Source organism: Pseudomonas sp. KH_040 (assembly GCF_057839305.1).
The window spans coordinates 479674-503012 of record NZ_CM174487.1; the positions used below are offsets into that span (position 1 = coordinate 479674).

Genomic DNA, 23339 nt, shown 5'->3' on the forward strand with positions numbered 1-23339 from the left:
GCCAGCGATGGCGCTGGCACATCGAGCATTTTTGTTGACTGACACACCGCTATCGCTGGCAAGCCAGCTCCCACAGGGTTTCGGGTGTGCAGGTCGATAGCTGTGCATCAGAAAGTACCTTGCAGCGGCTTGCGCGCTACCACGTTGACCAGCGTTTCCTCACGCTGCCCAAACGGTTTCGGTTTGCGTAAGCCAAACCGTTCCAGCAAGCCAAAATCCTTCGACCGGCTCCACCACAGATACGGGTACGAGACATTCTTCTCGGCAAACTCGAAACCCTGCCCGCGAATCATCTGCAGATACTGCGCCGCACTCTTTTGCACGTGCATCGGATGGCGGAACAACCAGCGGATCACCCAAGTATCAATGTAAGCCTCGGTGGACTCGGCGAACAGCAGATAGCCACCCGGTTTCAGCACCCGGTAAAACTCGGCCAAAGCCTTTTCCTGCTCGACCAGATGATGAAAGGTCTGGTGGCAGAACAGCAGATCAACGCTGGCGTCCGGCACATTGAGCGTCGCGCAGTCACTGCCGATCAGCTCTACGTGCAGATCCAGGCGCGCCGCTTCTTCGCCACTCAACTCAAGGCTGTGCGGGTCGGCATCAACGCCGATCAAGCGCTGCGGCGCAAAGGTCTGGCGCAGATGGCCGAAGGACTTGCCCTGACCGCAACCGGCATCCAGCAACACAGGATGTTCCGGCAGCGCTTCACTGAACAGCCCGCGCAAGTCATTGATCGCGACACGCAACACGTGGTGCTGCCAGGTGTGGCTGCGCAGGAACCAGAAACCAAAGCGGGTTTCCTCGACGTAGCTGTCGCTCAAGTAGTTCATGTGGCGTCCTTTGCACAAAGTTCGGAAATCATCTTCAAGCGACGGCGCGCTTCGCTGACGAACGGGTTGCGCTCATCCCAGGCGTAGCCGGCGAGGATCGAGCAAATCATCCGACGGATTTCCGCCTGACTGTCTTCATAAAAAATCACGTCTTGAAACGTGCCGGCATACCAGCCCTCGACGTAGCAGCGGAAGGTGTCGACGCCGCGCTTGAGCGGCTCGGCGAATTCGCTTTGCCAGTCGACCGTTTCACCTTGTAACTGACGGTGCAGCACGGCGGCGGCCATGCTCGCCGAGCGCATGGCGATGGTCACGCCGGAGGAGAACACCGGGTCGAGAAATTCTGCCGCGTTGCCGAGCAGGGCGAAGCCCGCTCCGTGCAGGGTTTTCACATTGGCGGCGTAACCGCCGAGGGTGCGCGCCGGGGTGTCCCACACAGCCTTGTCGAGTACGCCGGCAAGGCTTGGGGTTTCGGCGATGAAGCTGCGCAGGCAGGCATCCAGATCGCTGTCGCGGCCCTTGAAATGCTCTTGCGCCGCGACCACACCCACCGAGCAGCGTCCGTTGCTGAACGGGATCGTCCAGAACCAGACATCGCGATGTTCCGGATGCGTGGTGACGAGGATTTTCTCGCGGTCGAATGCCGGGTTGTCGATGTGATCTTCAACGTGGGTGAACACCGCCTGACGCACCGGGAAATTAGACGGTGCTTCCAGGTCCAGCAGACGTGACAGCACGCGGCCGTAACCACTGGCATCGAGGACGAAATCCGCTTCGAGGCGGTATTCACTGCTGTCTTCGCGGCGCACATGCAGTTGCGGTTTCGCCCGGTCGAAATCGACGCTGACGATGGCATCGCCGTAGCGGATTTCCGCGCCTTGCAGCGCCGCTTGATCGGCCAGCAGTTTGTCGAAATCGGCGCGTTGCACCTGAAACGTGGTCGGTTTGCCGCCGGTAAAGGTGTCACCGAAATCGAAGGCGCTGTAACGCTCGCCCCAGGCGAATGCGGCGCCGGTCTTGCGCTGGAATCCGGCGGCGTTGACGGCGTCGAGCATGCCCGCCTCTTCGACGAAATCCAGGCAATGGCTGAGCAGGCTTTCGCCGATCGAAAAGCGCGGAAAATGCTGGCGCTCGATCACCAGCACATCGTGGCCCTTGCGCTTGAGCAGCGCAGCGGCGATGGCGCCGGACGGGCCGGCACCGATGATCACGACCTGACGGGATTCCATTTCAACGATTGGCACGTGAACTCCGGGGCAGGTGGGATTTGATATCCAGCGGCGCGCGATGCAGGCCGATAAGGGCCGGTAGCAGCGTCGCGATCAGGCCCATCAGCATCAGCGCGAAGTACAGCGCCGGGGTGATGAGTTGTTGTTGCAAGAGCAAATTGAGAAAGACGATTTCGCTCAGGCCGCGAATGTTCAGCAGCACGCTTTCGCGCCAACGGCTGGCGCCTTCGAACGAAGCGCCGGCCCAGCCGAGGCCGAGCCAGTTGCCAAGCAGTTTACTGGCAATCGGCAACAGCAGCAGCGCCGCCCATTGCAGCGGACCAAGGCTGGCGAGGGCACTGTGCACGTCGATCTGGACGATGCCGAACGTCAGAATCAGCGGGATCGCCAGCCACGTCTGCAAACGGTTCATCCAGCGCGCCGGCAACGGCAGCACCAGCGGCACTTTCAGCGCGGCCATGCACAGCAAATAGCCAATGCCGAAGATCAGCGCGTTGAGTTTGTAATGCTCGGCCATCACCAGCAACGCGAAGAAACCGAGGCTGTAGGTCAGTGGTCGGCGTACGCCGATGACGCGCAACAACAACGGCACACAGGCCAGGCCCAGCGGCAACAACAGACTGCTCAGGTGCAGTCTGCCTTGGGCGAGCCCGAACAATGTCCAGCAGGTCAGATCAATGAGGATCGCGGTCTGCACCAACCGGCGAGTGGCGGCCGGCGGATATTCGATGTGGCGCAGATACAGGTACAGCACCGGGATCGCGGTAATCGCGAACACCAGACCGATGGCCAGCGAGTTGAGCCACGGTTGCGTCGGCAGCAGCCAATACGCAGCGGCAAGACCACAGGCGAACGGCACGAGGAAACTCGGCACGGCGATTTTCACGCTCTGCCGATCCAGTTTCAGATCGATCACATCACTGAGAATGTGTCCGAGCAGCAGGGCAAAACTCAGGCTGTAGAGGTTTTTCAGCCAGTCTGGCGCGATCAGTTCGGCGCCACTGAGCTGCCAGCCCGGTTCGATCCAGAAGTACATCAGCAGCGGCAAGCCAAAGCTCGCCAGCAGCAACTGGCTGACAATCGGGATCAGGCCGAAATGGCGGCCAATACGAGTGGCCACGGCGAACAGCGCCATGGCCAGCAGCCAGAAAACGACGACCATCATGCCGCTGGCTCCGCGACGGCTGCCGTGTGTTCGTGGCGCCCGGCCCACGGTGCCAGCATGAAGCTGAACGCCAGACCGAGGCTCACCGACAGACCGAAGTTGCTCACCGCCGGCGTGCTGGAAACCGCCAGCAAACCAAACGACAGCCACGTCGTCACAGCCGCCAGCAAGGTGCCGAGCAAACTCACCGCCGCACCACCGACTTGCTCGCGCATAAGAATCGCGTAGTCGACGCTGATGGCCGTCACCAGCAACAGGCCGAACAGGCTGAACAGGGTCAGCGGCTGACCGAGCCAGCCAAGGCTGGCCAGACTGCATAAAGCGGCGAGCAACGGCAGAGCGACGATGCGCAGCGCGCCGCCGAGACCGAACGGCAGCATCAGCACCAGCACGATCAGCGCGCAGGAGGCGAGTTTCAGTTCGGCAGCGCTGATTTGCGTCGCGGCAAAAACTTCGTTCAATTCCCCGAGGCGATCGACCAACACCACCCCTGGCAAATCGAGTGCCTGTACCCGCAGCAGCGCCGGGTTATTCAAGCCTTGCAGGCTGGTCATCGCCGCTACGCCGTCTTCCGTCGGACCGAGCCAGAGCGTGCGATAAGGCTCGCCGAGCGGGCCGGCCAATGCCGCGTCGATGTCCTCGGCAGGCACGGTCTGCAATTGCTGTAGTTCGGTTTGCAACGCGGCGAGCGGCACGCCGAGGTCGAGCAGTGGCTGCCAGTATTGCGGCAGTTTGTTCAGCGCCTGGCGCACTTGCTCTTGCTGGTTCGGCGGGCTCACCAGTTGATCGAGGGCCAGATAGCCTTGCAGCTTGTCGAGGTTGACCAGTTGCTCCAGACGTTCGCTCAACGCGGCCTGACGTTCGAGCAATTGCTGCTGATTGTCGGCGCGCACGAGGAAAAACTGGCTGGTCGGCTGATAGCCGGTGATGCGTGCGATGGTCTGCGCTTCGTCGGTCAGGCGTTGCGGCGCGCCGACCCACTGGCGAATGTCATTCTTGCTTTGCAACTGCACCAGACCGCCCACACAGAAGGCGAGCAGCAACGCCAGCAACACCGGCGTGCGCACGCGTTCGAGGAGTTTTTCGCGCAGCGCAACCATGCGCTCGGCCAGATGCAGCGGCCATTGCGCGGGGCGCAGTTCGACGTTTTTCAGCAACGCCGGCAACAGGCACACCGCCGACAGATAGGCACCGAGCAAGCCGGCGGCAGAGAACACCGCGATTTGCGTCAGCGCCGGGAACGGCGTCCACGCCAGCGCCAAGTATCCGATGGCACTGGTGACCAGGCTCAGAGTCAGCCCGGACAGCGTCAAACGCAACGCCGGCCAGCTGCGCCACGGCTTCAGGCTCCAGCTCTTCGACAGATAGTGCAGCGGATAATCCACGGCCACGCCGATCAGGCTGGAGCCGAGCACCAATGTCATCACATGCATATGGCCGAACAGCGCGACACAAGCCACCGCCCCGAACAACATGCCGACCAGCACCGGCACGAACGCCAGCAGCACGCGCCAGCGACGGAAAGCGAGCAACAGCAGCAACAGAATACCGATCGTGGCACCGCCGCCGACCCAGGTCATTTCGCGAGTGGCTTGCTGCTGACCGTTAGCCGCGTACAGCAAACCGCTGGCGGCGAGCAGTTGCACGTCGGATTTCGCCGCCTGTTCACGGCTATGTTGCAGCAGCGCGGCTACTTGCAGCGGCAGGTTCATGTCGAACGCGTTGCCGGTGGTGCGTGCCCGCAGCAGCACCCAGCTCTTGCCGTCGGCATCGGCGATCAGCGCGCCGCTGCCGATGTCCAGTTGCACTGCACCGTGCTGCGGCTGGCTGTTCTGAATGCGCCCGGTCAGGCCCAGCCAGTCATCCTGACTCGGCACCAGACTGAAACCGCTGAACGGGTCGAACAGGGCTTGTACGCGTTGCTGAATGAAGGCGTCGGGGTGTTCGATCAGCAATTGCCGATCATCCGCCGAGAGCATCGCCAGTCGCCCTTGCAGCAGTTGTGTGCGCAGCGCTGGCAGGTCTGCTTGCAGGTTCCACTGCACCTTTTCGAACAACCCGCTGGCCTGCCATTGCTCACCCAGGGTTTGCGCCATGGTGACGGCTTGCTGGCGATCGGCGTGGCCGACCAGCACCAGCATCTCGCGGTTAAGCGGTTCTTGCATGCGCTGCTCGGCGCGCTGTTCAAGGGCGTCCGGGTGAGTGCCGGGCACCAGTTCCATCAGGTTCGCCGACAGCGGCGCACCGTCGCGCCATTGCCAACCGGCCAGCGCGACAACGGCCAGCAGCAGGATCAGAAACAGCCAGGGCAGCCTGCGTTCACTCGGCAAAGTCATGTTGCTCCGCGTCGCTCAACGGTTGGCTGGCGTTGCTGTCCAGCATGCGCAGCACGGTGCTGTCGCCTTGGGTTTCCAGCAATTCGATGGTCTGCACCAGCGCGCCGCCGTCGATGTTGATCTGGTTGAACACCTGCTTGAGCAGCAGCGAGCGCGGGGTCAGCGTGAGTTTCCACTGCTGTGCATCGCCGCTCAGCGCCAGTTCGAAGTCGCGTTGCAGGCCACTGCTGTCGCCTTGCAGCACGGCGAGAAACAAGCGGTTCTGCTCGGCACCGGCGCTCTTGTTCGGCAGCAACTGCCAGCCATTGCCATCACGTCGGGCGATGCCTTTGGCGCTGATGCGGTAGTCCTGCTGCAGCGGGGTTTTCAGCAACCAGAGCAGGCCGTGGTTTTTTGCCAGAACGAAGCTGCCCTTGCTGATCAGCGGCTGGGGCAGGGCGCGCAGGTGTTTTTCCTGAATGAACTGGCCGTGGATCACGTCCGGCTTCGCCAGTTGTTCGCTCAGTTGTTGCAGGTCGAAAGCATTGGCCAGCGCTGACAGCGTCAGCAGCGCCAATACGCTCAGGCTTTTAACCCAAACATTCATCGCAGCATCCTTTCTACGGCGTCGGTGAAGACCTTCGGTGAGGCCAGCTGCATCTCGCGACTGCTGACTTCGACGGCGACTTGCACCGAGCTGGCGCGGGTCAGGCGTTCGCCGCTGTGCAGGTCAGTGATCAGATAATTGATCTTCAGACGGTTTTCCCACTCAACCAGGCTGGCGCGTACATTCAGGCGCTGACCAAACACCGCGCCGCGCACATAGCGCAGTTGCAGGTCGATGATTGGCCAGGCGTAACCCGACTCGACCATCTGCGTGTAGTTGTGGCCGATCTTGTCCAGCAGCGCGCAACGCGCCACTTCGAGGTATTTGACGTAATGGCCATGCCAAACCACGTGCATGGTGTCGACGTCGAAAAACGGCACGAGGATTTCAGTATCGGCGTGAAGCACTCCGGCGCTACGCATGCAGCCTCCAGTGTTGCGCGGCAATGCGTTGCAGGCACAGGCGCAATTCGCCTTCCAGTGCGCGGTCTTCGATGACTGGCGGGAAGTCCTTGGCCAGTTCCTCGTGCATCGCCGCCAGCGACGGCGGCAACGGTCGCGCGTCTTCGGCCTGAGCGCGCAGCCACACGCCTTGATTGGCGGCGAGCAGGGTGGCGGCGGCGACCTGTTCGGTCAGCTCCAGCACGCGGATCGCATCGCGGGCGGCGATGGTGCCCATGCTCACTTTGTCTTGGTTGTGACACTCGGTGGAGCGCGAGAAGACGCTGGCGGGCATGGTGTTTTTCAGCGCTTCGGCGGTCCAGGCGCTGGTGCCGATCTGCACGGCTTTGAAGCCATGGTTGATCATCGCGCGATCCGCCGGGGCGCCGGAGAGATTGCTCGGCAGACCGTGGTTGTAACGTTCGTCGACCAGCAAGGCGAGTTGCCGGTCCAGCAGGTCAGCAACGTTGGCCACGAGGTTTTTCAGGCTGTCCATGGCGAACGCGATATGCCCGCCGTAGAAGTGCCCACCGTGCAACACGCGCTCGGCTTCGGCGTCGATGATCGGGTTATCGTTGGCGCTGTTCAGTTCGGTTTCGATGAACGAACGCAGCCAGTTCAGGCTGTCGGCCAACACCCCGAGCACATGCGGGGCGCAACGCAGCGAATAGCGATCCTGCAATCGATGCAGCGGCGCGGTCGGCGCGTCGATCGCCAGATCCTTGCGCAGCCATGCGGCGACCTGCATTTGCCCCGGATGCGGTTTGGCGGCGAACAGGCGCTCGTCAAAGTGCTCCGGGTTGCCTTGCAGCGCGACCACGTTGAGCGCGGTGATGCGCGTGGCCAGTTGCAGCAGATAGTCGGCGCGGGCGAAAGCGAGGCAGGCAAGACCGGTCATCACCGCAGTGCCGTTCATCAGTGCCAGTGCTTCTTTCGGGCGCAGCACCAAAGGTGTCCAGCCCAGTTCGCGATGCACATCGGCCGCCTGACGGCGCTCGCCACGGAACATCACTTCACGCTCGCCGGACAGTGTTGCGGCAACGTAGGACAGCGGCGTCAGATCGCCGCTGGCGCCGACCGAACCTTCTTCGGGAATCAGTGGGAGGATGTCGTATTCGAGAAACGCGTGCAGACGCTCCAGCAGTTCCACACGCACCCCGGAGACGCCGTGACACAGCGACTGCAACCGTGCCGCGAGCACCGCGCGTGTGGCTTGGGCATCGAGCAGTTTGCCTAAACCGCAGCCGTGGAAGGTGTAGAGGTGACGCGGCAACGCTTCGACGTGATGCAACGGCACCGCGACCACGCAGGAGTCGCCGTAACCGGTGGTGACGCCGTAGATCACGCCTTCCTTGTCCAGCAGCGAATCGAGGAACCGCGCGCCCTTGGCGATGCGTTCGCGATAGTCGGCGTCGCTCTGCAACTGCACGGGTGCCTGACGGTTGGCCAAGGCCAGCACGTCTTCGATGCGCAAAGGGCGTTCGCCGAAGGTTACCGGCTCATGGGTTGGCGTGGTCATCGGTCTTCCAGAAAGGGTAAAAGTTGAACCATTGTTGCGGCGCTTCGAGGCAATAGTGACTCAGGCGCTGCGCATAGCGGGTGGCCCACTGATGAATGACCTGCTCGCGCTCGCTGCGCTTCCATACCACGGCGTCGGCGAAGGGCTCGAGGGTCAGGCGATAGTGACCGTCCGGTTGCTTGAGGCACATCAGCAGGTTGACCGGGCATTTCAGCAGACCGGCGAGCAGCCACGGCCCTTGCGGGAACGGCGCCGGATGGCCGAGAAAGTCCACGATGACGCTGCGCCCGCCATGCAGCGGCACGCGGTCGCCGGCAATCGCCAGCCACTCGCCGCGCTCCAGGCGTTCGTGCAGTTGCAGCATGATTACCGGGTCGAGTTCGCTGACCTGAATCAGGCGCAGATTGGTCGCCCCGGCTTCACCGAGCAGGCGGTTGAATTGCTCGGCGTGCTTGGTGTGTACCAGCACGTTCATGGTGACCTTTTCGCCGATCTCCGCCAGTGCGCGGCACACTTCCAGATTGCCCAGGTGCGCGCCGACCAGCAGTTGCCCGCGACTGCCGCGCAACTGATTGCGCAGTAGCGCCGGGTCGATGATTTCGATTTGTTCGATACGCAGTTTGCCGTTCCATACGTCGAGCTTGTCGAGCATCGAATCGGCGAACGCCATGAACTGACCGAACACCCGCCAATGAGTAGGGCGCAACGCGTCGCGCTGACTCCATGCGGCCAGGCGCCGCTGGTATTGCCAGGCGCTGTGTCGCGCGGTGCGGCCAAACAGGAAAAAGTACAGGACGATGCCGTACAGCAACGGGCTGAGCAGGCGTCGTCCCAAGACCTTGGCGGCGAACGCGGTGAATTTCATCAGCAGGAAGCTGCCGCGCTCTTCGCGGTCAGCCCAGTGTTTTTTGTCGGCTTCGCCGGTCATGTTCGCCACCGCCGCCAGAGGATCACCGGGAAGCGCAGCAACATGCCGAGAAACAGCCGTGTGTGCATGCTGGAAATCAGCGCGTTGTCGTGGAACAAGCGGAAGTGCGACACACCGTCCAGCGGGTAGTGCACGCTGGTTTGCAGCCAGCGCATCGGCTGATTGCGCCACGACAGGCGCACGAGAATGTCTGAGTCGAAATCCATGCGCTTACCGACTTTTGCCGAGTCGATCACCGCCAGCGTCGGGGCCAGCGGATAGACGCGAAAACCGCACATCGAATCGCGGATCTGCAGCGACAGCGTGTTGATCCAGACCATGACGTGGGTCAGATAGCGCGCATACAAACGGCCTTTCGGCACACTCTCGTCGAACAGCGGATAACCGCAGATCATCGCCTCGGGATGTGCGCGGGACTCGTCGACGAAACGGGCAACATCGTGCAAGTCGTGCTGACCGTCGGCATCGACCTGCAGCGCATGGCTGAAACCCAATAGCGAGGCTTCGCGCAAACCGGTCATGACCGCGCCACCCTTGCCCTGATTGGCGGTCAGGCGCACCAGGTGCACGTTGTCGCGTTCCGCCAAACCGTCGAGCACCTTGGCGCAGGACTGGGTGCTGGCGTCATCCACCAGAATGCACGGCAGGCCTTGCGCGAGCAGGGCGTCGACCACGGTGCCGATCGCGGTTTCGTGGTTATAAACCGGGATCACTGCACAAGGATTATGCATGCCGTTTCTCCACTGGAAGACCGCGATCCCTGTAGGAGTGAGCCTGCTCGCGATTGAGTGCGCAGCACTCACCAAGGTCAACCATGCTCAATACCCAAAAGAATTCGCCCACTGGAACAGGTCGCCGTGTCATTGCGATAAGCGAAATACAACTTGCTGCGCTCCAGATCAAACCGCAGATGCAGTTGAATTTCATCCCCAGGCCGCACCAATTGCTGGAATTTCAGCACTTCCATACCGGCAAACGGGCCGGTCAGGTTGAGCAATTGGCGACCCAGGTTCAACGCCCATTCCACCTGCACCACGCCGGGCAATACCGGCGCCTTGGGGAAGTGGCCGCTGAAGTAGGCCAGATCCGGTGGCACGCTCAGTTGCAGGCTCCACTCGCCAGCGCTTTCGACTTGCTCCAGCACCTCGGGCGCTTTCGGTCGCGCGGCCATCAGCAGCGCTGCAACATCGGCCTGCGGCAGTTTGCCTTGGCTGTTCAACGGCAATTGCCGCACCAGCCGCCAACGTCGAGGCAAGGCCAGCGCTTCGCAGTGTTGGCGCAAATGCTGGCGCAGGGTTTCGGTCAGGTTGCGACGACCGTGTTCACGCAAAGCAAACAAGCCTGCCTCGCTGAGCACCAGCAGTGCACCGAGAGAGGCGCGGTTTTCCTGGACCACGCCCAGACGTGCTTCGGCGACCCAGTCATGGGTCACCAGCGCTTGTTCGAGCATGGGCAGAGAAATGCGTTTTTCTTCGAGTTTGACGATCCGGTCCAACCGTCCGAGCAGTTCGAAGCGTCCATCGGCAGCGATACGCGCGGCATCAGCGGTGTGCTCGATGTGCCCGGCAGGCAGGTAGGGAGAGGCGATCAGCAGGGCGCCGTCGCTGTCCTGGCTCAGTTCGACACCGGCGAACGGTTGCCACAGGTGTTCGCCCTGACGCCAGGCGATTCCGCCGGTTTCCGAGCTGCCGAGGATTTCGGTCGGCCATTGTTGCAAGCGTTGTTGCAGACTCTGCGCCGCTTCGAGCGGTAACGCGCCACCGGAGGAAAATACCCGGCGCACAGCGCTCAGGGCTGGCCAGTCAAGGTTGTCGCCCATGCGTTTGAGCAGTGCCGGGCTGGCGATCCAGGCGAAGGCGGGATGTTCGCGGCTGGCCCGCTGCAAGTCTTCTGGAAAGGCCAGTTGCCTGCGCACGAACGAGCGCCCGGCGCACAGCGGCCACAGCACGCGAAACAGCAGACCGTAAATATGCTGGGTGGCGACGCTGCCGACGATGCAGGCCTCGCCGAGGTCCGTGCCCCACAACTGCTCTAGGGCTTCGACTTCATTGACCAGTTGGCGCAGGGTCTTGTCAATGCGCTTGGGCTCGCCGCTGGAGCCAGACGTGCACAGGCTCAGACGGCACTGGTCGAGATCCAGTTCGGCGCCGGGCAACGGCTGATGTTTAAAGTCGCTCAGTTGCGCGTCATCGGCTTGATCCGTCAGCCACAGATCGACTTCAGCGGACCAGCGCTGGCGGGTTTGTGGCTGCAAATCCGAAGGCAGCAGAACGCTGACGCCGGCACGCCATGCGCCCAGCAAGGCGATGGCCAGTTCGGCGGCATCTTCCAGATGCACAGCCATGCGCTTCACGCCCTGAACTTGGAGGCCGGCGGCAACGCTCAGCGCCTGCTCGCACAGTTGCGTGTGTTCGAGGGCCGGTGCGTGGCTGATTGCCCGCGCCGGCACAGGCTTGAGCAACAGCTGCTCAAGTTTTATCCAGTTCATGTACGGCCTCTTACCCGTTGTCGTATCAGCCATTCAATGGCAAACATCAGGCCGATCAATCCATAGGAGATCAGGCCGGTGTACAACATCCACCAATTCAGCGGCGCCCACAGGGTCAGCAGGGCAGCGCACAAACCGTTGCAGAAGAAAAACACGCTCCAGGCCACCGTGACCTTGCGCGTATAGCGGATCGCGATGTCCGGTAGTTCTGGTTCACGCAACCGTGCCAAACGCTCGACCATCGGCGGGCCGTATTTCAGGCTCAGGCTGAACAGCACCAGCATGAAGCCGCTGATCAGCACCGGATACCAGCGCAGCAACAGCGGGCTGTCGAACAGCGCCAGCAGCAGGCAGAACACAATGGCCACGCCAGCCATCCACAGGCTGCCGGGCTTGCGCTCGCCGGTCAGCGCCCGTGCCAGCCAGAGACTGCCCAACAGCAGGCCGAACTGCCACGGAGCAAAATGCTCCATGCCGAAATACACCGCAAAGGGATACAGCAGACCGGCCAGCAGCAGGCCGAGGCCGATCAGTCGGCTCATGCGGCCGGTTGAACCAGACGGTAGACCGCCTCGACCACGTCACCGACCGTGCGTACCGATTTGAATTCTTCGGCGGCAATTTTCTTGCCGGTCTGGCGCTTGATGTGATCGATCAGATCGACCGCGTCGATGCTGTCGATTTCCAGATCCTGATACAGATTGGACTCCAGGCTCACACGGGCAGGATCCAGTTCGAACAGCTCGACCAAGGCATCGCGCAGGGTGTTGAAAATATCGTCACGAGTTTGCATGGTCCGGTCTCAAGCTGCCTGTTTTGCCGTGACGAACGCCGCAAGGCTGGCCACGTTGGTGAAATGGTTACGGGTGTCTTTGGCGTCGGCGTCGATCTTGATGCCGTATTTCTTCTGGATGGCCAGGCCCAGTTCCAGCGCGTCGACGGAATCCAGGCCTAGGCCTTCGCCGAACAGCGTCTGCTCGTCGCCAATGTCGTCGACGCTGATGTCTTCGAGGCCGAGGGCATCGATGATCAGCAGTTTGATGTCACGGTGCAGATCGCTCATCTTCGGCGAGCTCCTTAATGAAATAGGTGTGCAAATAATCGTTGAGCTTGCGCGAGGCTTGCGGTGCGGGTCCCTGCGCGGCGAAAGTCTGTGGGTCTATATCGGCCCCGACGCGAAAACTGAAGTGCACGCGGCGACTGGGGATCCGATACCAGGGTTCGGCTTTGGTCAGTGTGGTCGGGCTGACCTTGATGACCACCGGCGTGAGGATTTTCGCACCGCGCAGGGCAATTGCCGCAGCGCCCCGATGGAAGGCTGGCGCCTGCCCCGGCTGGGTGCGCGTGCCTTCCGGGAAAATGATCAGGGTCTGGCCGTTTTGCAAGGATTGGGCGGCCGCATCGAGCATGTCCATGCTGCCGTCGTTGCTGATGTATTCAGTGCTGCGCAACGGGCCACGGGTGAAAGGGTTTTCCCACAGGCTTTTCTTCACCACGCAATTGGCCTGGCGTACCAGACCGATCAGGAACACCACGTCGATCAGCGAAGGATGGTTGGCAATGATCATCTGCCCGGTTCGGCCGAGACGTTCGGCGCCCTGAATGTCATAGGTCAGCACGCCGGTGCGGGCCATGAACCGCACGAAGAACCAGAACAGCCGACTGACGGTCTCCCTCGCGCGTTGGCGATGCGAGACGGCGTCACCGGGCAGGCAACCCAACAACGGAAACACCAGCACACGCAGGCACAGCCCGCCTAGCCCGAACAGGGCAAAGCTTGCGGCGGTGGCCAGCAGGCGCCAGTAATAGGCATCGCGGTTTTTTTCGGTCACGGGTTGCGTTGCCAGGTCCATACACGATTTTTCCAGGCATGTTGGCAAAGGGGTTGCTGGCCGAGCAGGGTGCGCAACAGATTAAGCGCGTGAGGCCAGTGCGCTTTTGACCGTGTTTCTGTGGCGCTGTTCAGGGTCAGCCGCCAGTCGGTACCGGGGGTGAGCAAAAGACCGAGTGCGTAGGGAAACGGCACATCATCGATCCACGCCGAATAGGCTTCGGGCGGTTGTTCTTCGGTGATCACCAGCAGCACTGCCGGAGCGCCTTCGTTGAGCAGGGCAGCGGCTTCCAGCATGCCGTGCTCAAGGCCGTCGCCAGCAGCAGCGAGGGCGGTCATTTCGCTGGTTTCACCGCGCATGATCGACCACAGGCCGATGATCGCGTTGTGCACCGACAGGCTGAACTGCGTCGGTGACAGCGGCTGTTCGTTGGCCAGATCGCTGAGGATCTCGTAGGTACGCGGGGTTTCGCCGTGACGCGAAACAAACACCAGCGGCAGATTCTCCCGTCCGTCGGCGAGGGGCCAGCCAACGCTGAACGCCATGCGTGCCAGTCGGCTGAGGCGACGGCGCTGCATGGCCGGCAAAAACGACACATCGGGCGCGGCATCACTGCGCTGGAGCACGACCGGTTGTCGGCTCCAGGCCTGCCAGGCGTCCACGCCGTCGAGGCCTGGGGCCCACGCGCGCCATTGGGCGATGTTGAAGTTGATCACGGACATTCATCCCGCCCCTGCGGGCTTTTGTTGACGCATTGAGTCGCCCAAGCCGCGGCAGGCTTGACGTGGCGCAGGGCGCCGAGTGGCGCGCATTATCCCGGTGAGAGGAGTGTGTAGCAAATGCTGGTTACATTTTGCGCAATGAAATGTACCGAATGGTTCGCAAGAAAACTGTCACTTGGCCATTATCCAGGTTGTCGGCGGCTTGTCTGTCGGGTATCTCGGCGATCAATGGCGGTTTTTACCCTAGCTGTCCGTGGATTTTTGCTCCTGACTCTGTAGTCCGCGTCCATGAAGGTAGCGAAGCAACGTCGCGCACATCTACACTCGGTCATTCTTTGATACACGGAGGTTTGGTCATGCGGCGCGTGGTGTTCAATCAGAAAGGTGGCGTAGGCAAGTCGAGCATTGCCTGCAATCTGGCGGCGGTCAGCGCCAGCGAGGGTTATCGCACGCTGTTGGTCGATCTCGATGCCCAGGCCAACTCCACTCAGTATCTGACCGGGCTCACCGGCGACGACATCCCGATGGGTATTGCCGACTTCTTCAAACAGACCCTGTCTTCCGGCCCGTTCTCGAAAAAGAATCAGGCGGACATCTACGAAACCCCGTTCGACAACCTGCACATCATCACCGCGACTGCCGAATTGGCCGACCTGCAGCCCAAGCTTGAGGCCAAGCACAAGATCAACAAGCTGCGTAAGTTGCTCGACGAGTTGTCCGAGGATTACGACCGGATTTACCTCGATACGCCGCCAGCGCTGAATTTCTACGCGGTATCGGCGCTGATTGCCGCTGATCGCGTGTTGATTCCTTTTGATTGCGACAGCTTCTCCCGTCAGGCCCTGTACGGCCTGATCGCGGAAATCGAAGAGTTGAAGGACGACCACAACGAAGGTCTGGAAGTCGAAGGCATCGTGGTCAACCAGTTTCAGGCCCGGGCCAGCCTGCCGCAGCAGATTCTCGATGAGCTGATTGCCGAAGGTTTGCCGGTACTGCCGGTGTATCTGACCAGTTCGGTGCGCATGCGCGAATCACACCAGGCCAGCATGCCGCTGATCCACCTCGATCCCCGGCACAAGCTGACCCAGCAATTCGTCGAACTGCACAATTTGCTCGAAGATCACTCTTGAGCTACGCAGATCCCCTGTAGGAGTGAGCCTGCTCGCGATAGCTTCCTTTCAGTCACTCAAGTGTTGGCTGACAGGACGCTATCGCGAGCAGGCTCACTCCTACATTGTTTGACGGTGTGTCAGATACCCTGACTACGCAGCCACGCGATCAACTGCGGCAACGGAAATGCGCCACTCTGCCGCGCCACCTCTTTCCCGTTCTTGAACAGAATCAAACTCGGAATCGAACGAATCCCCAACTGCGCCGACAACTGCTGATTCGCCTCGCTATCAAGCTTGGCCAAGCGGCACTTGCCCGCCAACTGCGCCGCCGCCTGCTCGAACACCGGCGCAAACGACTTGCACGGCCCACACCACTGCGCCCAGACATCCACCAACAGCGGCAGATCCCCCTTGATCTGGCTGGCGTAATCGCCTTGCTTGAGTTCGAACGGCTTGCTCAGCAATACGGCGGATTTGCAGCGGCCGCATTTTGGCTGATCCGCGAGGCGCTCGGCGGGGATGCGGTTGAGGCCGTTGCAGGAGGGGCAGGGGATGAGGAGTGGTTCGGACATGATGGGCTCTCAGGCAGGAAGTCTATGAGACTGATCTGGAGGCAAAGTCGCGATTATCAAGGAATTGATCTGTAGGTCATTACCTTCCTCAGTTGAGGAAAGGGACTACGCACGTCTGCGCGGAGGCTGACTATCTGTATTTTATCTAATCGGTCATCTTGTGCAGACCTGAGCGAAATACCATTCCTATGACCGCCAAGACAGTTAAACGCCTTCCACTCTCGGAGCTTTTGAAGGGCTCTGAATATCTAAAATTCTTAAATGCCCAAACGGTTTTTTCTCTCGCCGGGGGCTCTGTTGGATTTGAGAATGTTTGGATTGATTCCGGCGCGGACCAAAATTCGGGTCTCTTTCCTCGCTCGCTGCATCGGCCAGAAAACGAAGACGACTACGATGCCTTGGTATTGGCAGTCGACGAACTGCTGGAAATTACCGGCGATGATGAGTCGCACCCGTTGATGAGGCTGGTCGACATCATCGGTGACTGGATCGAAGAATGGGATCCCATCCATCACCCCATGGCCCAGGCAAGTGGCGAAGAGGTTCTCGGTTACATGATGCGTGAGCACGGCCTGACCCAGGGCGATTTACCGGGCGTTGGTACTCAATCGGTGGTCTCGGAGATTTTGAGCGGTAAGCGCAAGCTCAACTTGCGCCAAATTCGCTGGTTGGCCGAACGTTTCAATGTGCCGATCGACGTGTTCACCTGACCTTGCTCAGGAAGAACAACTGATCTCCAAATGCTTGCCCCACTCCGGCGGTCGCTCTGCATAAGCCTCCATCCCCGGCTGCTGCTCAAACGGTTTGCTCAACACCGTATGCAGTCGGCGTACCTCCGAGTAATCCCCTTGCTCTGCCGCATCGATAGCCTTTTGCGCCAGGTAATTGCGCAGAATGTACAGCGGATTGACTGCATGCATCCGCGCGCGGCGCTGTTCCTGATCAGCATTGCCATCGCGGGCAACCCGGGCGACGTAGCGCTCGCCCCAGGCGTCGAAACCCTTGATGTCGACGAAGTCATCACGTAGGCGGGAAACGGCCTGTTCGGCGGATTCTTCACCGAGTCGGCGGAAGAACAGCGTGTAGTCGACGCCGCTGTTCTGCATCAGTTGCAGCAGGTCTTCCAGCAACTTCTGGTCGTCTTCCTCGGCGGTGGTGAATCCGAAGCGGCGGCGCATCAGGTCGAGGTAGTGCGCCTGGAACAGTGGCAAATACAAGCCGAGGGTTTCACGCAGGGCTTCGATGCTGATGAACGGCGTCAACGCTTGAGCCAATGCACTTAGGTTCCACTGGCCGACCGGCACCTGATTGCTGAACGAGTAGCGGCCCTGATCATCGGAATGGTTGCAGATGAAGTTGGCGTCGAAATCGTCGAGGAAGGCGAACGGCCCGAAGTCGAAAGTGATGCCGAGGATCGACATGTTGTCGGTGTTCATCACGCCGTGGCAGAAACCGTAGGCCTGCCATTTGGCAATCAGTTCGGCGTTGCGTTCGACGATTTCGCGGAACATCGCCAGATACGGTTCAGGTTGTTCCCGGCATTCGGGGAAGTGCATCGCCAACACGTGTTCGCCGAGCTGCTTCTGCTGCTCGGGGCGCTTGGTGTAATAGAAGTATTCGAAGTGGCCGAAGCGGATGTGGCTCGGCGCCAGACGCAGGACCATCGCTGCGCGTTCCTGCTTTTCGCGCCAGACCGGGGTGTCGGAGCCGATCACACAAGCCGCGCGCAACGAAGGAATGTTCAACGCGAACAAGGCTTCGGAGGCAAGGAACTCGCGGATCGACGAACGCAGCACCGCACGGCCATCGCCCATGCGCGAAAACGGCGTCTGCCCGGCACCCTTCAGGTGCAAATCCCAATGCTCGCCGGCAGTGTTGTAGACCTCCCCGAGCAGCAGCCCGCGACCATCGCCGAGTTGTGGCGTGTAACCGCCGAACTGATGCCCGGAATAGATCATCGCCCGCGGCTCGGCATCGGCCCATAGCTTGTGGCCGCCAAACAGTTCGGCAAATTCGTTGGTTTCGGCGGTCGTCGGATCGAGATCGAGCAATGCCAGGGCCGCCGGGCTCGCCACGACCAGACGCGGATTGTCGATCGGCTCGGGCAGCACGTGGGCGGAGAACGCATCGCCCAGGCGGGCGAAGCGATTGTCGAAGGTCAGTTCGTCGAGGGCTTTCAAGGGCCGGCTCCAGCAGAATGTCCGAGCATTCTGCTGGGATTAGACCGGTTAGTCGAGTTTGGCCGGCGGCGGCTCTTGCAACGGTTTCTGATCGTCGGCAATCGGCACGATGGTTTTCGTTTCCGGCTCGATCGGCACCATCTTGTATTCCTGTCCGTGCAGGTTCTTCAGATAAACCTCCATCTGGCGGAACGAGATGTTGATGTGCTGCTTCTTGAACTCGCGGTTGATAAAGCGGTTGACCTCATCGAGCACCGGGTTGCGGTCACCGAGGTCGCGCACGTGCATGCGCAACTCGTGGTCGAGGGTGCTTTCACCGAAGTTGAGGAAGTACACATGCGGCTCGGGTTCCTTGAGCACGCGCGGGTTCTCGCGGGCAGCCTTGAGCAGCAGTTCCTTGACCAGATCGAGATCGGAGCCGTAGTCGACGCCGAGTTTCAGCGTGACGCGGGTGATGGTGTCGGTCAGCGACCAGTTGATCAATTGCCCGGTGATGAACGTCTTGTTCGGGACAATGATGTCCTTGCGGTCGAAGTCGGTGATGGTCGTGGCGCGGATGCGGATCTTGCTCACCGTGCCTGAGAGGTTGCCGATGGTGATGGTGTCACCGATCCGCACCGGGCGTTCGAAGAGGATCATGATGCCGGAGATGAAGTTTGCAAAAATCTCCTGCATGCCGAAACCGAGGCCGACCGACAGCGCCGCCACCAGCCATTGCAACTTGTCCCAACTCACGCCCAGCGTCGACAGGGTCGAGACGAAGCCAACGCCGGCAATCACATACGACAGCAGCGTCGTGGTCGCATAGGCACTGCCCTGCGCGAGATTGAGCTTGGACAGCACGAACACTTCGAGCAGGCCCGGCAAGTTGCGCGCCAGAGCAAAGGTGATGCCGATGATGATCAGCGCACCAAGCATGTCGCCGATGCTGATCGGCACCATGCTCATGTTGGCGCCGGTGCCGCTGGTGTATTCGTAGAGGGTGATGTTGTCGAGGTACGAGAACACCGAGATCAGGTCCGACCAGACCCAGTACAGTGCGGCGATGAAGCCGCCGAGCAGGGCCAGGCGGATCAGGCGCAAGGACTGTTCGTTGACCTTTTCGATATCCAGCGTTGGCTCTTCGATCACCGCTTCGCCATCGCCGGCTTCTTTCGCCGCCTGACGTTTAGCCAGGGCGCGCTGGTAGGCCAGGCGCCGCGCTGCAACGCTCAGGCCACGGACGAAGGTGGCTTCGATCACCAGCCAGAACATCAGCAGGTACAGGGTGTTGATCAGTCGGTCACTGAGTTTCAGGGCGGTGTAGTAGTAGCCGAAACATACAGCGACAAAAAGCGCGATCGGCAGCAGGGTGAACATCACGCCGACGGCTTTGCGGAACAGCGAGGCGTTTTCGTGGGCCGGGCTGCTGATCAGCAAGCGACTGAGCAGCCATGCCATCAACGCGTAGCAGGTCAGCACCACTGGCATGCCGAGTACATCGTCGGCGAGCGCCGCCGGTTGCAATTCGGCGACCGCCACCACGGCCACCAGCGCCATGACCACCAGCCCGAGCCGGCGTACCCAGCCCTGAAGGAATTCGACCTGGGGTTTTTCCCAGCGAAAGTGCAATTCGGCCACACCGCCGGGCGCAAGGATTCGATAGGCGGTGTAGAACACCAGCCACGCCTGACCCATCTGCAGGAGCGCTGCGCCCATGTTGGCGTTCTGGCCGCGCGCGTCGATCTGCAAGGCCAGTCCGCACAAGGCGAGGCCCAGCGCCACCGGCATCGCCAGCAGAATATTGATCAGAATGGCCTGCGGTGTGTGCCACTGGCTGTCGCGTTTGAAATGGCCGATGTCCTGGTGAACCTTGTTCAGGCGACCGTAGAGACTTTTGCGGCGCCACAGCAGTGCGCCGATCAGTAATGCCAGAGGCAGAAACAGCAGTGGTCGCTGGGTCAGGCCGTCGGTCAGCTCGCTCAGGCTGGAGGCCCACGGCAGTGTGTCAACCTGACGTTTCAACCGCTCCGGTACACCCCGCATCCACTCCAGATCCAGCGGCTTGTTGCTGGGAATCCAGAACATTTGCTCATCGAGGGTCGCACGCAGGCTCTGCGCGGTGCTCAGCAGTTGTTTCTGGTTGAGTTGCAGGGTGATCGATTCGTTGAGCATCGAGCTCAGTTCGCGGTTCAGGCGCTCCAGCAGATCGACGCGGGTGTTGGCCAGATCCAGCAGGCTTTTACGCAACTGCGGGGTGACTTGTTCCGGCGGCTGAGTGGCCAGCAGGCTGTCGACATAGGACGCCGGATTGCTCAACAGTTCACGCTGCTGGCTGACGTCGAACTGATACAGGCGAATGTCGGCGATCTGATCCGCCAGATCACGATCGACCTTGAGTCGTGGCAGGGCTTGTTTCTGTTTGTAGAGAATCTTCGACAGCAACAGGCTGCCCTTGAGCACGTTGATCTGCTCATCGAGGGCCGCATCGCTCTGGGTCAGGGAGTCGAGTTGCTGCTTGGTCTGCAGGTTCTGCTGGGTGACTTCGTTGAGGCGGTCGGTGCTTTTGAGCAGATAGTCGGAGAGCTTGAGGTTGGCTGAGCTCTCAGTGGCGAGCAAGCTGCTGCTGCCGGCCTTTTGCGCTTCGATCGACTGCTGGGTCACGGTTTCCTGCGACTGCGCCAGACGTTTCTGATTGATCAGCGTCTGCAGTTCCTGGATCTCGCGGTCGAGGCGGTCGGATTTCTCCGAGAGCAGGTCATGCTGGGCGTTGCCCAGATCCTGCAACTGGCTGTTGCCGGCCAGCTCCTGGCGGCGTAAAGGGATCAGCGCGTTCAGCGCTGCGAGTTCCGCGTTCAACTGATCACGTTGCTCGCTGCTGACGGTCTTGCCGGCGTCCTTGCCGGACTTGAGGATGTTGTTGATCTGCTGGATGCGCGTCTGGCTGGCGGAAATTTCCGCCTGGGCGCGCTCGGGACGGGTCTGGGCAGTGATGATCAGACTGTTGGCGTCGGCCAGCGCTTTTTGCAGATCGCTTTGCTGGGTCGAGCGATCCGTCAGGATCTGCTCCAGCTGTTGGATCGACTCCTTGGGAAAACGCTGTGCCACCGGCACGACCGCCGTGGCCTTTAGGCGCGTCAGTTCGCGAGTGTTTTCGATCGTCTGCTTCGGCGCCGTGGCTAGCTGCTGTTTGAGGTCGATCAGCTTTTGTGCGTAATCACGCTGATTGTTCAGTTGAGTCAGCGTGCTCTGCAAGGTGGTTTGCAGGGCCTTTTTATCGGCATCTGGCAGTTTGCTGTCGGCCAGCTTGTCGAGACTGGCCTGCACGGCGTCGCTGGACGGTGGTTCGGCGGCGTACAGCGGGCCGACAGAGAGACTCAGGCCCAGCAGGGCCGCGGCGAAAAAGGAGCGCAGGGTAGGCATAGAGACCGGTCAAGCAAGTGAGAGTGGACGCAGTTTAGAGGAAGAGCCCGGGGCCCGGGCGACTTCCTTCGGGGAATCTGACGCCCACTTTGCCGATCTTGTTCCCGTCCATGACCGCAACCGTCCAGTGGGTGTTGTTCCACTCCACCTGGTCGCCGACGATGGGTGCGCCACCGACTTTGTGGGCGATGAAGGCGCCCAGGGTCATGTCCGGATCAATACCCTCGGCCGGCAGGCCATAGAGTGCGGCAACCGCTTTAAGCTGGGCGTCTCCTTCAAGCACGAAATCACCGAAGAAGCGCAGATCGAGACCGCGCTGCGGCGCTTGGCTGAACAGTTTTCCGAGCGCGCCGAGGTTGTGTTCATGGCCGATAACACACAGTAAATCATCGACTTCCAACACCGTACTACCCGACGGATGGAGCAGTTGCTGGCCACGAAACAGGGCGGCGATACGTGTGCCTTCGGGCATTTTCAGTTCGCGCAGGGGCGAACCGATGCACCATTTCTCCGCACCGAGCTTGTAAACGAACAGCTCCCATTCGCTGGTGACGTGGACTTCCAGCGCCGCCCGGGAAATCGGCGCAGGCTCCGGCGGTACCGTGACTTTCAGCAGCTTGGCGACCCACGGCAGGCTCGTGCCCTGCACCAGCAGCGACACCAGCACGATAAAGAACGCGAGGTTGAAGTACAGCTGCGCATTCGGCAGCCCGGCCATCAGCGGGAACACCGCGAGAATGATCGGTACCGCGCCGCGCAGGCCAACCCAGGAAATAAAGGCTTTTTCGCGACCGTGGAAGGCCTTGAACGGTAGCAGGCCGACCATCACCGACAGCGGCCGCGCAAACAGAATCATCCACAGCGCCAGACCGAGAGCGGGCAGGGCGATCGGCAGCAAATCGTGCGGCGTCACCAGCAGGCCGAGCACCAGGAACATGCCGATTTGCGCCAGCCAGGCCATGCCGTCGAGCATATGCAGAATGCCGTGGCGGCTGCGCACCGGGCGGTTGCCGATGACCAGACCGCACAGATAAACGGCGAGGAAGCCGCTGCCGTGCAGGGCGTTGGTCAGGGCGAACACCACCAGACCGCCAGCGATCACCAGAATCGGATACAGGCCGGCGGCCAGATTGATCCGGTTGACCAGTTGCAGCATCAGCCAGCCGCCACCGAGACCGATCACGCCGCCGATGCCGAACTCGCGGATCAGATGGGTCAACAGGCTCCAGTGCAGGCCGGTCTGGCCGCTGGCGAGCATGTCGATCAAGGTCACGGTGAGAAACACCGCCATCGGGTCGTTGCTGCCGGATTCGATTTCCAGGCTGGCCGTCACCCGTTCGTTCAGGCCTTTGCCACCAAGCAACGAGAACACCGCTGCGGCGTCGGTTGAGCCAACGATGGCGCCGATCAGCAGGCCTTGAATCAGATTGAGGTCGAACAGCCATGCCGCTGCCATGCCGGTCAGGCCAGTGGTAATCAACACCCCGACCGTGGCCAGCGATAACGCCGGCCATAGCGCCACGCGGAAACTCGACACCCTCGTGCGCAAACCGCCGTCGAGGAGGATCACCGCCAGTGCGAGGTTGCCGACCAGATAGGCCGTCGGGTAGTTATCGAAAATGATCCCGCCGCCATCGACCCCGGCAGCCATGCCGACTGCAAGAATAATGACCAGAATCGGGATGCCGAGACGGGAGGAGAGGGAGCTGACGAGAATGCTTGCGCCTACCAGCAACGCGCCGATCAAGAACAGGCTGTTGATGGTCGTCGCATTCAAAGGCAGTACTCCAGAAGCGTAAAGACGGGCACAAACTGACCATGCAGTCTGCGTGCCAGCGATTCTAACCTGTTGAAATGTGATGCTGTCAAAAAGGTTTTTCAGTGTGGCATCAGGTTTTGTGTTCGGCGGGCGATTGCTGCCCTCACCCTAACCCTCTCCCGGAGGGAGAGGGAACTGATCGAGGTGTTTTTGCGAGGTACGCCGACCTGAACTTC

The 23339-nt window shown here is 61.0% G+C and carries 21 protein-coding genes; 2 read left to right on the top strand and 19 right to left on the bottom strand.

The window, feature by feature from the left end:
* Positions 1-107: 107 nt before the first annotated feature.
* The 15 genes from AC3IUF_RS02150 to AC3IUF_RS02220 all read right to left on the bottom strand — a co-directional run bounded on the left by AC3IUF_RS02150 (position 108) and on the right by AC3IUF_RS02220 (position 14078).
* Positions 108-833: a class I SAM-dependent methyltransferase gene (locus AC3IUF_RS02150; protein ID WP_007909457.1), complete on the bottom strand. Its 726-nt coding sequence runs from the start codon at positions 831-833 to the stop codon at positions 108-110.
* A complete protein-coding gene (locus AC3IUF_RS02155; RefSeq protein ID WP_489280229.1) occupies positions 830-2077 on the bottom strand; it encodes an NAD(P)/FAD-dependent oxidoreductase in 1248 nt (415 codons plus the stop codon). Before AC3IUF_RS02155 ends, AC3IUF_RS02150 begins: the two co-directional genes overlap by 4 nt.
* The gene (locus tag AC3IUF_RS02160; protein ID WP_489280231.1) at positions 2064-3227 is read right to left on the bottom strand and encodes a cation:proton antiporter; all 1164 of its coding nucleotides are present in this window, start codon (positions 3225-3227) and stop codon (positions 2064-2066) included. The genes AC3IUF_RS02155 and AC3IUF_RS02160 overlap by 14 nt, the downstream gene beginning before the upstream one ends.
* The gene (locus AC3IUF_RS02165) at positions 3224-5563 is read right to left on the bottom strand and encodes an MMPL family transporter (RefSeq protein ID WP_489280233.1); all 2340 of its coding nucleotides are present in this window, start codon (positions 5561-5563) and stop codon (positions 3224-3226) included. The genes AC3IUF_RS02160 and AC3IUF_RS02165 overlap by 4 nt, the downstream gene beginning before the upstream one ends.
* Positions 5547-6149: an outer membrane lipoprotein carrier protein LolA gene (locus AC3IUF_RS02170; protein ID WP_489280235.1), complete on the bottom strand. Its 603-nt coding sequence runs from the start codon at positions 6147-6149 to the stop codon at positions 5547-5549. The genes AC3IUF_RS02165 and AC3IUF_RS02170 overlap by 17 nt, the downstream gene beginning before the upstream one ends.
* On the bottom strand, positions 6146-6571 hold the full coding sequence (locus AC3IUF_RS02175; RefSeq protein ID WP_007909482.1) for an acyl-CoA thioesterase: 426 nt from the start codon (positions 6569-6571) through the stop codon (positions 6146-6148). The genes AC3IUF_RS02170 and AC3IUF_RS02175 overlap by 4 nt, the downstream gene beginning before the upstream one ends.
* Positions 6564-8108, bottom strand: coding sequence for an HAL/PAL/TAL family ammonia-lyase (locus tag AC3IUF_RS02180; protein WP_077570462.1), 1545 nt, complete (start codon positions 8106-8108; stop codon positions 6564-6566). The genes AC3IUF_RS02175 and AC3IUF_RS02180 overlap by 8 nt, the downstream gene beginning before the upstream one ends.
* Positions 8089-9036 carry a lysophospholipid acyltransferase family protein gene (locus tag AC3IUF_RS02185; protein WP_007909486.1) on the bottom strand — a complete coding sequence of 316 codons (948 nt, stop codon included), beginning with the start codon at positions 9034-9036 and terminating at the stop codon, positions 8089-8091. The genes AC3IUF_RS02180 and AC3IUF_RS02185 overlap by 20 nt, the downstream gene beginning before the upstream one ends.
* Complete coding sequence (locus tag AC3IUF_RS02190; protein ID WP_007909487.1) at positions 9033-9767, bottom strand: glycosyltransferase family 2 protein; 735 nt, start codon at positions 9765-9767, stop codon at positions 9033-9035. Before AC3IUF_RS02190 ends, AC3IUF_RS02185 begins: the two co-directional genes overlap by 4 nt.
* A 77-nt stretch (positions 9768-9844) precedes the next feature.
* Complete coding sequence (locus AC3IUF_RS02195) at positions 9845-11524, bottom strand: ApeI family dehydratase (RefSeq protein ID WP_489280237.1); 1680 nt, start codon at positions 11522-11524, stop codon at positions 9845-9847.
* Complete coding sequence (locus AC3IUF_RS02200; protein WP_095120698.1) at positions 11521-12066, bottom strand: COG4648 family protein; 546 nt, start codon at positions 12064-12066, stop codon at positions 11521-11523. The genes AC3IUF_RS02195 and AC3IUF_RS02200 overlap by 4 nt, the downstream gene beginning before the upstream one ends.
* On the bottom strand, positions 12063-12317 hold the full coding sequence (locus AC3IUF_RS02205) for an acyl carrier protein (protein WP_007909503.1): 255 nt from the start codon (positions 12315-12317) through the stop codon (positions 12063-12065). The genes AC3IUF_RS02200 and AC3IUF_RS02205 overlap by 4 nt, the downstream gene beginning before the upstream one ends.
* Before the next feature lie 9 nt (positions 12318-12326).
* The gene (locus AC3IUF_RS02210) at positions 12327-12587 is read right to left on the bottom strand and encodes a phosphopantetheine-binding protein (RefSeq protein ID WP_007909506.1); all 261 of its coding nucleotides are present in this window, start codon (positions 12585-12587) and stop codon (positions 12327-12329) included.
* Positions 12568-13377 carry a lysophospholipid acyltransferase family protein gene (locus tag AC3IUF_RS02215; protein ID WP_489280240.1) on the bottom strand — a complete coding sequence of 270 codons (810 nt, stop codon included), beginning with the start codon at positions 13375-13377 and terminating at the stop codon, positions 12568-12570. Before AC3IUF_RS02215 ends, AC3IUF_RS02210 begins: the two co-directional genes overlap by 20 nt.
* Entirely contained in the window at positions 13353-14078 is a 726-nt protein-coding gene (locus AC3IUF_RS02220) for a beta-ketoacyl synthase chain length factor (protein ID WP_007909510.1), read from the bottom strand. Before AC3IUF_RS02220 ends, AC3IUF_RS02215 begins: the two co-directional genes overlap by 25 nt.
* A 356-nt stretch (positions 14079-14434) precedes the next feature.
* Here AC3IUF_RS02220 and AC3IUF_RS02225 point away from each other — a divergent pair, with 356 nt between their 5' ends.
* Positions 14435-15208 carry a ParA family protein gene (locus tag AC3IUF_RS02225; protein WP_007909511.1) on the top strand — a complete coding sequence of 258 codons (774 nt, stop codon included), beginning with the start codon at positions 14435-14437 and terminating at the stop codon, positions 15206-15208.
* A 119-nt stretch (positions 15209-15327) separates the two neighbouring features.
* On the opposite strand, the gene trxC is transcribed toward AC3IUF_RS02225, so the two are convergent.
* Positions 15328-15762 (bottom strand): thioredoxin TrxC, encoded by a 435-nt coding sequence (trxC, locus tag AC3IUF_RS02230; RefSeq protein WP_123375571.1) that lies wholly within the window; start codon positions 15760-15762, stop codon positions 15328-15330.
* 317 nt (positions 15763-16079) lie between these two features.
* Between trxC and AC3IUF_RS02235 the strand changes: the two genes are divergently transcribed.
* On the top strand, positions 16080-16472 hold the full coding sequence (locus tag AC3IUF_RS02235; RefSeq protein ID WP_489281591.1) for a helix-turn-helix domain-containing protein: 393 nt from the start codon (positions 16080-16082) through the stop codon (positions 16470-16472).
* Positions 16473-16478: 6 nt separating this feature from the next.
* Here AC3IUF_RS02235 and selO read toward each other — a convergent pair whose 3' ends face one another.
* The 3 genes from selO to AC3IUF_RS02250 are packed head-to-tail and all read right to left on the bottom strand — an operon-like array spanning position 16479 to position 23121.
* Entirely contained in the window at positions 16479-17942 is a 1464-nt protein-coding gene (gene selO / locus AC3IUF_RS02240) for a protein adenylyltransferase SelO (protein ID WP_489280242.1), read from the bottom strand.
* Positions 17943-17990: 48 nt separating this feature from the next.
* On the bottom strand, positions 17991-21344 hold the full coding sequence (gene mscK, locus AC3IUF_RS02245; protein WP_489280244.1) for a mechanosensitive channel MscK: 3354 nt from the start codon (positions 21342-21344) through the stop codon (positions 17991-17993).
* 34 nt (positions 21345-21378) lie between these two features.
* Positions 21379-23121, bottom strand: coding sequence for a potassium/proton antiporter (locus AC3IUF_RS02250; RefSeq protein WP_007909521.1), 1743 nt, complete (start codon positions 23119-23121; stop codon positions 21379-21381).
* Between the last annotated feature and the right edge of the window lie 218 nt (positions 23122-23339).